Origin of the sequence: Siccirubricoccus soli (assembly GCF_024178315.1) — a bacterium.
Classification (GTDB): Bacteria; Pseudomonadota; Alphaproteobacteria; order Acetobacterales; family Acetobacteraceae; genus Siccirubricoccus; species Siccirubricoccus soli.
The window spans coordinates 1-10388 of sequence record NZ_JAMZIK010000203.1 but is presented as its reverse complement, the minus strand read 5'-3'; the positions used below and the strand labels follow the sequence as shown (position 1 = coordinate 10388).

Here is a 10388-nt window from a genome sequence, read left to right as displayed (position 1 = left end):
GGCGCGCAGCCCGTCGAGGCCCGGCGCCGGCCGCGCCCCGCGCAACGCCACCCGCTCCAGCAGCCGCACCGCCCCCACCCAGCGCCCGCGCGGCCAGCCGCCGGCGCAGAGGGGGTGCTTCAGCAGCGCCAGCAGCGGCACGGGGGCGAACTCGCTCGCCACCGCCTCCGCCAGCAGCCGCAGGAAGGCGCCGGCCGGGGTCTGGCCCAGCGTCTCGCCGGCGGAATCATCCGCCGTCACCCCATGCCGGGCAAGCTCCGCCGTGACGCGCCGCGCCAGGTCGCGGTCCGGCGTCACCAGCGCCACATGCGCCCTCGGGTCCTCCAGCGCCTCCCGCAGGGTCAGGGCGATCGCCACCGCCTCGGCCTGCGCATCCGGGGCGGTGAGCTGGGTGATGCCCTGCATCGCCGCCCGCCAGCGATCCGGCCGCCGCGCCTGCCAGGCCGGCAGCCCCGCCGCCGGGCGCAGCGCCATGCCGAGCAGCGCCGGCCGGTCCGCTGGCACGCCCGGCGCGGCCTGCTCGCAGCCCGGCCAGCGCCGCACATCCTCCCGCACCGCCCCCAGCGCCCGCAGCAATCTTTGCTGCCCGCAATAGGGGTGGGTCGGCGAATCGGCGATGGCGTCCCAGACCTGCTCGGCCGAATCCTGGTCCACGCCATGCAGCACCACCGCACCCTGCGGCAGGTCCCGGGCGATGACGCGCAGCAGCGCCTCGGCCGCCGGGATGGTGCCGCCGACGCCGATGCCGGCCGCGATCACCGGGTCCCCGGGCGGCTCCTGCTGCCAGGCCAGGGTCTGCACGCGCAGCGCCTGGGCGCGGCGCATGCCGATATCGAGCAGCCCCTCCGTCTCCAGCCAATGCTGCCACTGCGCCATGACGCCGCGCAGGAAGGCCAGGGTGATCTGCCAGTGGGCCGCATGGGTGTCCGGCACCAGCGCCGCCAGCCGCTCCAGCCAATGCTCGTTCAGCGCCTCGGGCGGGCTGTCCGCCAGCAGGTCGAGGTCGCGCTCCTCCAGCGCGATCTCGTCGAACAGGGTGGCCAGCGCCCCGGCCAGGGACCAGGCCTGCTCCGGCGAGGTCGGCCCGCCCCGCTCCCGCGGCAGGCGCTGCACGAAGCCGGCGAGCACCGCCTGGCGCCGCAGCGGCTCGACGGAAGGCGGCAGGTCGAGCAGGGCGGGCAGCGCCAGCTCGTCGGCATCCTCGGTGGAGAGCCCGGCCAGCGCCCGCATCCGCGGCAGCAGCAGGGCGCGGCCCTCGGCAGCGCGCAGGAAGGCCACGCGCAGCGCGCGGGCGGAGCGGCGGGTGGGCAGCAGGATGGTGACGCGGGAAAGCCGCTCCGGCGCCTCGCCCGGGATGGCCCGCAGCACGCCATCCGCCAGGCAGTCGAGGAAGGGCAGATGCGCGGGGATGTCGAAAAGGCGCATGCTGAACAACTAGCATCTGAGGGAGGCGCTGCCTCCCTCAAACTCCCTCCGCCAAAGGCCGAAAGGCCTTTGGAAACCGATTCTTCGCCGGCGGAACCGCCTCAGCCCACTCAAAACAACGCCTTCACCAGCCCGGCATGCAAGGCCGCCTCGGCGCGCTCCAGATCCTCGGGCGCGGAGAGGTGGAACCAGACGCCGTCATGCACCAGGCCGAACAGGCGCCCGGCCTCGATGCCATGGTCGTAGAGGCGGTTCAGGCTGAAGGCGCCGGCGGGCGCCGCGGCGAACAGGGCCGGCGTCAGGATCTGCACCCCGGCGAAGACATAGGGCGCCAGCTCCCGCTCCTTCGGCCGCCGCAGCCGGCCGAGCGGGTCCATCAGGAAATCGCCGCGGCCGATCTCGCCCTCCACCTGCGCCGCCCGCACCAGCAGCAGCAGCGCGTCCATCTGCGCCGGGTCGAAGGCGGCGGCCATGCGCGCCAGAGCCGGCGTCGGCCCGTCCAGCCACACCGAGTCGCCATTGACGACGAAGAAGGGCTCCGGCCCCAGCAGCGGCAGCGCCCGCGTCACCCCGCCCCCCGTCTCCAGCAAGGTCTCCTCCTGCTGCAAGGTGATGGCAGGCGAGCTGCGCGCCGCGACCGCCCTGGCGACCTTCTCCGCATGCCAATGCGCGTTCACCACCGCCTCGGCGATGCCCTGCTCCTCCAGCCGGTCCAGCGCCTGGTCCAGCAGGCTGCGCCCCTGCAGCGTCAGCAGCGGCTTGGCCGTGGTCTCCGTCAGCGGCCGCATCCTCTGGCCCAGCCCGGCGGCAAGCACCATCGCACGTTTGGGACTCATCGCTTCGCTTCCGCCAGCAGACTCATGGTTTCCAAAGGCCTTTCGGCCTTTGGTGGGTGGGGGTTCGGGGGAGGGCAAAGCCCTCCCTCGACACCCCGGTTGGGGCGCCCCGTCACAATTCCGGCGCCGGGTTCCGGCGCAGCTCGTCCGGCACGTGCCGGTCCAGGAATTCCCTGAGCGGCGCACAGGCCGGCTGAGAGAGCGACCTTGCCAGCAGCCCCCAGCAGAGCGGCCCGTACCGCAGATAGGCCGGCTTGCCGTCCCTGACCGCCAGCCGCACCCAGAGCGCCGCGACCCGCAGGTGCCGCTGCGCCCCATGCGCCGCCATGGCGGCGAGGAACTGCCCCCGGTCCAGCCCCGGCCGCGCCGCGAAGTAGCGGGCGATCGCCGCCCGCCGCACCGCCGGCGCCACCTCCCGCCGCGCATCCTCCACCAGGGAGACGAGGTCATAGGCCGGGTGGCCCAGCGCGGCATCCTGGAAGTCCAGGATGCCGGTGCGCCGCGCCCCCTCGCGCTCCGGCAGCCGCATCAGGTTGGCGGGGAAATAGTCGCGGTGGACGAAGCCCCTGGCCCCGGCGAAGGGCGCCAGCATGGCATGCAGCGCCTCGTCCAGCTCCGCCCGCACCGCCTCGGGCGCCGCCCGGCCGAAGGCCGCCGGCCACCACCAGTCGAGGAAGGTCGCCGCCGTCGCCCGCCCCATGGCCGCCGCATCCCAGACCGGCAGGCCGGGCGGGGGCGAGACGCCATGCAGCGCCGCCAGCGCCTCCGCCGCTTCCTCATAGAGGGGCAGGGGATCAGCCCCGGCATCCAGCAGCCGGGCGTGGTTCTGCTCGCCGAAATCCTCGATGAGCAGGAAGCCCGCCGCGGCATCCTCGGCCAGGATGGCGGGTACCGAGAGGCCGGCCGCCAGCAGGTGCCGGGCGAGCAGGGCGAAGGGCCGCACATCCTCGGGCGGCGGGGCGTCCATCAGCAGGGCCGGGCGCGGCCCGCCGCGCAGCCGGATGTAGCGGCGGAAGCTGGCATCGGCGGGCAACGGCTCGCGCGCCGCCGCCGCATAGCCATGGGCGGCGAGGAAGGGCTCCGGATGCCTCATGCCGCGAGCAGCCCGGGCAGCCGGTCCGGCCAGCCCTCCAGCCGGGCGATCCGTTCCTCCTCGGCCGCCCCGGGGGCGAGGGCGATGCGCAGCGAGTCCGCCGGGGCAAGCTCGCCCAGCCGCTCCGGCCATTCCACCAGCACGATACCCTCCCGCGCCTCCTCCCAGCCCAGCTCCGGCACCTCCGTCGGGCCGGAGAGGCGGTAGAGGTCGAAATGATGCGCCACGGTCCCGCCCGGCAGCGCGTAGCTCTGCACCAGGGTGAAGCTGGGGGAGGGCACTTCGAGGCGGGGGTCGCCCGCGGCGGCGCGGAGGAAGGCGCGGGCGAAGGCGCTCTTCCCCGCGCCGAGCGGGCCTTCCAGCAGCAGGGCATCGCCCGGCCGCGCCGCGGGCGCCAGGCGGGCGGCCAGGGCGGCGGTGGCGGCCAGATCCGGCAGCGTCACAGTGACGGGTTGGGCCATGGGGGCGGCGACGGTCCTGCGACTCCGGGCGGACAGATGGGCGCATTTGCGCAGCCTGCCGCCCCAGGTTCAAGTGCGCGCCCTGTTAGCGAAAGCGCCGCGCCTCGGCCAGGGCCCCTGCCCTGCGCGGCGCGAGGGGCAGGGGCCCACCGGCAGGGCGCCAGGCCGGCACGCCCTTGGTCGGCGGGCCTGCCCGGGGTAGAGGACCGGCCCGGATCAGGGATCTCAAGCGATGGCGGAACTGCCCGGCCTCGGCGCCTCCGGCGTGACGGTCGATACGGATGTGGCGATCATCGGCGCCGGCCCGGTCGGGCTGTTCGCGGTGTTCGAATGCGGCATGCTGCGCATGCGCAGCGTGGTGCTGGACGCGCTGGACGCGATCGGCGGGCAGTGCACCGCGCTCTATCCGGAGAAGCCGATCTACGACATCCCGGCCCACCCCGCCATCGACGGCGCGGCGCTGATCGAGAAGCTGGAAGCCCAGGCGGCCCCCTTCAACCCGCTCTATCTGCTCGGGCGCCGGGTGGAGAAGCTGCGCCAGGTGGAGGGCGGCTGGGAGCTCGGCAGCTCCGCCGGCGACGTGGTCCGCTGCAAGGCCGTGATCATCGCCGCCGGCGCCGGCGCCTTCGGCCCCAACCGCCCGCCGCTGGACGGGCTGGCGGGCTATGAGGCGAGCGGCGCGGTGCGCTACCTGGTAGCGAAGCGGGAGGAGTTCCGCGGCAAGCGCGTGGTGATCGCGGGCGGCGGCGACAGCGCGGTGGACTGGGCGCTGAGCCTGAAGGAGATCGCGGCCAAGGTGACCGTGGTGCATCGCCGCCCGAAATTCCGTGCCGCACCGGAAAGCGCCGCAAGGCTGGACGAGGCGGCGGCGCGCGGCGAGGTGGAGATGGCCATCCCCTACCAGCTGCATGGGCTGGAGGGCGACGGCGCCAGGCTGACCGGCGTGGTACTGGCGACGCTGAAGGGCGAGACGAAGACCGTTGCGGCCGACTTCCTGCTGCCCTTCTACGGCCTGTCCATGGAGCTTGGTCCCATCGCCGGCTGGGGGCTGGGGCTGGAGCGCAGCCATGTCGGCGTGACGCCCGCGACCTGCGAGACCAACCTGCCCGGCATCCATGCGGTGGGCGACATCGCCACCTATCCGGGGAAGCTGAAGCTCATCCTGCAGGGCTTCGCCGAGGCGGCGATGGCGGCGCATGCCATCCACCCGCGCGTCTTCCCGGGCGAGGCACTGCATTTCGAATACAGCACCTCGAAGGGCGTGCCGCATTCCCCGTGACCATTCCCCATGACGTTGCTGCGCAACGCCATGGGGACCCCGGGAGCCACCGCATTCCCAGCGCCTCCACAGCCTGACGCGGCAAAGCCGCGTCAGGACACCAGGCAGCGGGGGCGCGGCCGCAGCGTGAGCTGGCCAGGCAGCGGATCAGGCTTCCCCCGCCACCGTCGTGCGGAACATCAGCCGCGTGTACTTCGTGTGGTCGAACAGGCTGGCCGTGTGCAGCGTGGCGCGGTTGTCCCAGGCCACCAGATCGCCTTCCCGCCACTGGTGGCGGTAGATGTAGCGTTCCTGCGTCGCATGCTGCATCACCGCCTCGATCAGCGCGCGCCCTGCCTCCGCCGACATGCCCTCCACATGGCTGATGACGGCGGGGCAGATGAAGAGCGTCCGCTTCCCCGTCACCGGATGGGTCTTCACCAGCGGATGCGGCACCGGCGGCCAGCGCCGCCGCGCCTCCTGCGTCATCGGCAGCCGGTCCGGCGTGTGGCGGTGGTTCCACTCGCTCAGCGTCCCGAGATCGTGCACGCCGATTTTGCCCTCCAGCTCGGCCTTCAGCGCCTCCGGCAACTCGGCATAAGCGGTCACGGCATCCAGAAAGCAGGTCTCGCCGCCTTCCGGCGGGCAGATGGCGCCGTAGAACAGGGAGGCGAGGCTCGGCACCTCGCGGTAGCTGCTGTCGGCATGCCATTGCTCGACGCCGCGGGCGAAATTCGCGGTGATGCCCTCGCCGCGGTAATTGCCGACGCAGAAGATTTCGGGGTGAAGCGGATGTACCGCCTTCGCCGCCGCGTGGTGCTCGAGCGGGCCGAGGCGGCGGCTGAACGCCACCTGCGCCGCCGGGTCGTTCGCCACGCCGCGGATCAGCACGACGCCGTAGCGGTGCAGCGCCTCGCGGAAGGCGGCGAGTTCCGCCTCGCCGACATCGCCGCGGACGGTCAGGCCGGAAAGCTCGGCGCCGAAGGTGGGGCCGAGCGGGCGGGCGCGCAGCGGCGGCGCGGCGTGGGTATCCATCGAATCGTTCCCTGCGGTTGCATCCGCCGGGTGCTGGCATTGGCGCCAGTATGAGTGGTGCGGCGACATCCGGCAAACTTGCGCGCCGCGGCCAGGCGGCCCATCCTCGCAACGGACACCCGGGGAGCGCCGTGCGGCGCTGAGAGGCGGCCAGGCCGCGACCCGTGGAACCTGATCCGGTTAGGACCGGCGAAGGGATGGTGACCGTGGTGCCGGAGCGCCGGCGCAACGGCCCCCTTCGCCCGAAGGGGAGGATGAGAGGTGCTTCACCGCCGCCCGCTGCTGGCCGCCGCCGGCCTGCTGCCGCTGCCCGCCCTTGCCCAGGGGGGAAGGGATGGCGCCCGCGCCCGCACGCTCCGCTTCATGCCGCAGGCGGCGCCGGCGGTGCTGGACCCCATCCTGAACCCCACCACCATCGCCACCACCCATGGCTTCTGCGTCTTCGACACGCTCTATGGCTGCGACGCGCAGCTCCGCCCCCGGCCGCAGATGGCCGCGGGACATGCGGTCTCGGACGATGGCCTGACCTGGAGCATCCGCCTGCGGGAGGGGCTGCGCTTCCATGACGGGGAAGCGGTGACGGCGCGGGACTGCATCGCCTCCCTGCAACGATGGATGGTGCGGGACGGTTTCGGCCAGGTGCTGGCCCGCGCCGTGGCGGAATGGCAGGCGCCGGAGGACCGGGTGCTGGTCATCCGCCTGCACCGCCCCTTCCCCGCCCTGCTGGATGCGCTGGCCAAGCCCGCCGCCAGCCCGGCCTTCATCATGCCCGCCCGCATCGCCGCCACGCCGCCGGACCGCCCGATCGGCGTGGAGGGCATGGTGGGCAGCGGCCCCTGGCGCTTCCTGCCTGGCGAGTTCGTGCAGGGCAGCCGCGCCGCCTATGCCCGCAACCCGGACTACCTCCCGCGCGACGAGCCCGCCGAGGCCGCCGCCGGCGGCAAGCGCGTGCATTTCGAGCGGCTGGAGTTGCTCTGGATTCCGGATGGCGGCACGGCGGCGGCGGCGTTGCAGACCGGCGAGATCGACTGGATCGAATACCCGCTGCCGGATCTGGTGCCGGTGCTGGCGCGCGACCGCAACCTCCGCACCCAGGTCTATGACCCGAACGGCTTCCTCGGCTTCCTGCGCTTCAACCACCTGCACCCGCCCTTCACCGATGTCGCGGTGCGCCGCGCCATCCGCGACGTGCTGGTGCAGGCGGACTACATGAGCGCGGTGGCCCTGCCCGAGGATTGGCGCGAATGCCACGCCGTCTTCCCCTGCGGCCTGCCGGGGGTGAAGGAGTTCGCGCCGGCGCCGCGTGGCGAGGCGGCGATGGCGCGCGCCCGCGCGGCGCTGCGCGAGGCCGGCTATCGCGGCGAGCGCATCGTGCTGGTGAACCCGACGGATTTTCCCGCGGTGACGATGCAGGGCCGCGTCACCGCCGACCTGATGCGCCGGCTCGGGGTGAACATCGACCTGGTGGAGAGCGACTGGGCGACGACGATCGCCCGCCGCGCCAACAAGGCGCCGCCCGCGCAGGGCGGGTGGAACCTGCACAACACCAACTTCCCCGCCGCCGCCATCGCCAACCCGGCGGTCAGCCCCATCATCCGCGGGCATGGCGAGGCCGCCTGGTTCGGCTGGCCCACGGATGCGGCGAGCGAGGCGGCGGTGCAGCGCTGGATCGCGGCGCCGGATGCCGCGGCGCAGGCGGCGGCGATGGCGGAGCTGCAGGAGGCGGCGTGGCAGAGCGTGCCCTTCGCGCCCACCGGCCTGTTCCGCCTGCGCACGGCCTTCCGCGCGGATCTGACGGGCGTGCTGCAGGGCCCGAACCCGTTCCTGTGGAACCTCCGCCGCGGCTGAAGGCCCGCATCATCCCTTGGCCGCAAGGCCGGGCGCGCCAATGCGCGCTCGACCGCGTCGGGCGACCTCCTGCGACAGCCATGGGGCCGGAACGCTGTCAAGGATGCCGCGAAGCGGCACCGCGCTCCGCGCGGCTGCGTCCTTGACAGCGTTCCGGCCCCATGGCCCCAGGCAATGGTTGCCTTCGACGGTGTCGAAGGCCCATGAAGTGCCTCCGCCTACGTGAAGGGAAGAAAGCCCGCCGGCGCCATCTCGAACCCCGCGAAATCGAAGGCCGGGCTGACGGTGCACCCCACCAGCACCCAGGCGCCGAGCGGCCGCGCCGCCTGCCACATGCCGGCCGGCACCAGCGCGAAAGGCGCCTCCCCCGCCCCAAGGTCGGGCCCGAGCCGCCGCCGCTCCACCGCCACGCCATCGGCGGAAAGCGCCAGTTCCAGCGCCGCCCCGCCATACCAGTGCCAAGCCTCGGCGGCATCCACCCGGTGCCAGTGGCTGCGCTCGCCTTCCGCCAGCAGGTAGTAGATCGCCGTCCCCGCCCCGCGCCCACCGCCCGGCGGCGCATCCCGCCAGATCTCGCGGTAATGCCCGCCCTCCGGATGCGGCCGCAGGCCCAGCGCGGCAATCACCGCCGCGGCCGGCAACCCGGGGTCGCGCAGGTTCACCGGCCGCCCGGCGCCCAAGGGCATCTCAGCGGAAATTGTCCTTGGCGCTGCGGATCGCCGCCAGCCGCGCCACATCCTTCGCCCGCACGAAGGGATTCGCCGCCTTCTCCTCGGCGATCGTCGTCGGCACGGTAAACTTGCCCGCCGCGCGCTGCGCCTTCGCCTCCGCCGCCCGCGCCACCAGCGCCTGGTTCTCCGGCTCCACCGTCAGCGCGAAGCGCGCATTGCTCTCGGTGTACTCATGCCCGCAGCAGACCAGCGTTGCATCCGGCAGCGCAGCAAGCGCGGCGAGCGAGCGGAACATCATCGTCGCATCCCCCTCCAGCAGCCGCCCGCAGCCCAGCGAGAACAGCGTGTCGCCGCAGAGCAGCACATGCCCTTCCGGGAAGTGGAAGGCGATATGCCCCACCGTATGGCCCGGCGTATCGATGACGACGCCCTCCGTCGCCCCGACCGCGATCTTCTCCCCCGGTGCCAGCGCCACATCCAGCTTCGGCAGCCGGTGCGCATCGGCCTTGGCGCCCACCACCCTGGCACCGAACCGCGCCCGCACCTCCTCCACGCCGGCCACATGGTCGCCATGGTGGTGGGTGAGGAGGATCAGGTCGCAGCGCCCGCCCATCTTCTCCAGCGCGGCGATGATCGGCCCGGCCTCGCCGGGGTCGCAGATGGCCACCGTCCCGGTCGCGGCATCCTTCAACGCCCAGGCATAATTGTCGGACAGGCAGGGGATGGCTTGGACCGAAACCGGCATGGGCTCTCTCTCCTCGGTGCTGCGCCGCGGCCACGCCCCCGGGAAAAGCGGGACGGGCGGTGAAAACCGGGCGGGTTCCGCCCTATATCCCCCGCATGCGCGATGAGGTCCACGGTCTGGCGAATTTCTACGCCACCCCGGCCGGCCTGGTCACCGCCAGGTTGCTGCGGGACAGGCTGCGCGCCCTCTGGCCGGCCCTGCCGGGCCAGGCGGTGCTCGGCCTCGGCTATGCCAGCCCCTTCCTCCGGCTCTGGAAGGCGGAAGCCCATCGCTGCATTGCCCTGGTGCCGGAACATTTCCCCCGCTGGCGCTGGCCGCGCGGCGCCGCCTCCTGCACCGCCGCCGGGCCGGAGGATGCGCTGCCCTTCCCGGACCTCACCTTCGACCGCATCCTGCTGGTCCACGGCCTGGAGCATGCGGAGAACAGCCGCCGCCTGCTGCGGGAGGCCTGGCGGGTGCTGAAGGATGACGGCCGCCTGCTGGTGGTGGCGCCCAACCGCCTCGGCCTCTGGGCGCATCTGGAACGCACGCCCTTCGGCCATGGCCACCCCTATTCCGCCCTGCAGCTCGAGGCGCTGCTGCAGCGGCAGATGTTCCGCGTGGCGCAGCGGGACGCCGCGCTCTTCGTCCCCCCATTCCGCAACCGGCTGCTGCTGCGCGGCGCCGGCGGCTGGGAGAGGCTGGGCAGCCGCCTCTGCCCCGGCTTCGCCGGCGTGACGCTGATGGAAGCGGCGAAGGATTTCTCCGAGCTGATCCCGGCCGGCGTCAGGCCGGCGCGGCGCCGCGTCGTCGTCGCCGAAGCGGCCTGAGACCCTTTCCCCGCGCAGCCTTTTCCCCGCGAAGGCGCTGCGCGCCTTCGCGGGGGCCCCGGTCTCGCCAGGCGATCAACAGCCCGCACAGCTTGGCGCAGCGAAGCCGCGCCGCGCACCGGGCGGCACGCTTCGGCGGCGGCGCGTCAGGACCGCCGCATCGCTGCCCAGCCGGCGCCCACTGCGAACCGGACCGCCCGTTGCCCA

The 10388-nt window shown here is 73.5% G+C and carries 9 protein-coding genes, 1 pseudogene and 1 riboswitch; of the genes and pseudogenes, 3 read left to right on the top strand and 7 right to left on the bottom strand.

Features of this window, described 5'->3' with window-relative positions; translation table 11 throughout:
- The 4 genes and pseudogenes from NJ376_RS25735 to tsaE all read right to left on the bottom strand — a co-directional run.
- Nucleotides 1–1425, bottom strand: a pseudogene (locus NJ376_RS25735) (double-strand break repair protein AddB); the annotation flags it as partial.
- A gap of 110 nt (nt 1426–1535) precedes the next feature.
- On the bottom strand, nt 1536–2261 hold the full coding sequence (locus NJ376_RS25730; protein WP_252956228.1) for a nucleotidyltransferase family protein: 726 nt from the start codon (nt 2259–2261) through the stop codon (nt 1536–1538).
- Nucleotides 2262–2373: 112 nt separating this feature from the next.
- Complete coding sequence (locus NJ376_RS25725) at nt 2374–3354, bottom strand: aminoglycoside phosphotransferase family protein (RefSeq protein WP_252956227.1); 981 nt, start codon at nt 3352–3354, stop codon at nt 2374–2376.
- Nucleotides 3351–3815 (bottom strand): tRNA (adenosine(37)-N6)-threonylcarbamoyltransferase complex ATPase subunit type 1 TsaE, encoded by a 465-nt coding sequence (tsaE, locus tag NJ376_RS25720; protein WP_252956226.1) that lies wholly within the window; start codon nt 3813–3815, stop codon nt 3351–3353. The genes NJ376_RS25725 and tsaE overlap by 4 nt, the downstream gene beginning before the upstream one ends.
- 232 nt (nt 3816–4047) lie before the next feature.
- On the opposite strand from tsaE, the gene NJ376_RS25715 reads away from it, so the two are divergent.
- Complete coding sequence (locus NJ376_RS25715) at nt 4048–5094, top strand: NAD(P)/FAD-dependent oxidoreductase (RefSeq protein ID WP_252956225.1); 1047 nt, start codon at nt 4048–4050, stop codon at nt 5092–5094.
- A 147-nt stretch (nt 5095–5241) separates the two neighbouring features.
- Here the strand turns inward: NJ376_RS25715 and NJ376_RS25710 are convergent, their stop codons facing one another.
- Nucleotides 5242–6108, bottom strand: coding sequence for a TauD/TfdA dioxygenase family protein (locus NJ376_RS25710; protein ID WP_252956224.1), 867 nt, complete (start codon nt 6106–6108; stop codon nt 5242–5244).
- 110 nt (nt 6109–6218) lie between these two features.
- A riboswitch (TPP riboswitch) is annotated at nt 6219–6324 on the top strand.
- A gap of 45 nt (nt 6325–6369) precedes the next feature.
- Here NJ376_RS25710 and NJ376_RS25705 point away from each other — a divergent pair.
- Nucleotides 6370–7956, top strand: a complete 1587-nt coding sequence (locus NJ376_RS25705; RefSeq protein ID WP_252956223.1) for an ABC transporter substrate-binding protein — start codon at nt 6370–6372, stop codon at nt 7954–7956.
- A gap of 218 nt (nt 7957–8174) precedes the next feature.
- Here the strand turns inward: NJ376_RS25705 and NJ376_RS25700 are convergent, their stop codons facing one another.
- Together NJ376_RS25700 and gloB are read right to left on the bottom strand one after the other, a co-directional pair.
- On the bottom strand, nt 8175–8642 hold the full coding sequence (locus NJ376_RS25700) for a cupin domain-containing protein (protein WP_252956222.1): 468 nt from the start codon (nt 8640–8642) through the stop codon (nt 8175–8177).
- 1 nt (nt 8643) lies between these two features.
- Nucleotides 8644–9372 (bottom strand): hydroxyacylglutathione hydrolase, encoded by a 729-nt coding sequence (gloB, locus tag NJ376_RS25695; protein WP_252956221.1) that lies wholly within the window; start codon nt 9370–9372, stop codon nt 8644–8646.
- A gap of 95 nt (nt 9373–9467) precedes the next feature.
- Between gloB and NJ376_RS25690 the strand changes: the two genes are divergently transcribed.
- The gene (locus tag NJ376_RS25690) at nt 9468–10181 is read left to right on the top strand and encodes a class I SAM-dependent methyltransferase (protein ID WP_252956220.1); all 714 of its coding nucleotides are present in this window, start codon (nt 9468–9470) and stop codon (nt 10179–10181) included.
- Nucleotides 10182–10388 lie beyond the last annotated feature (207 nt).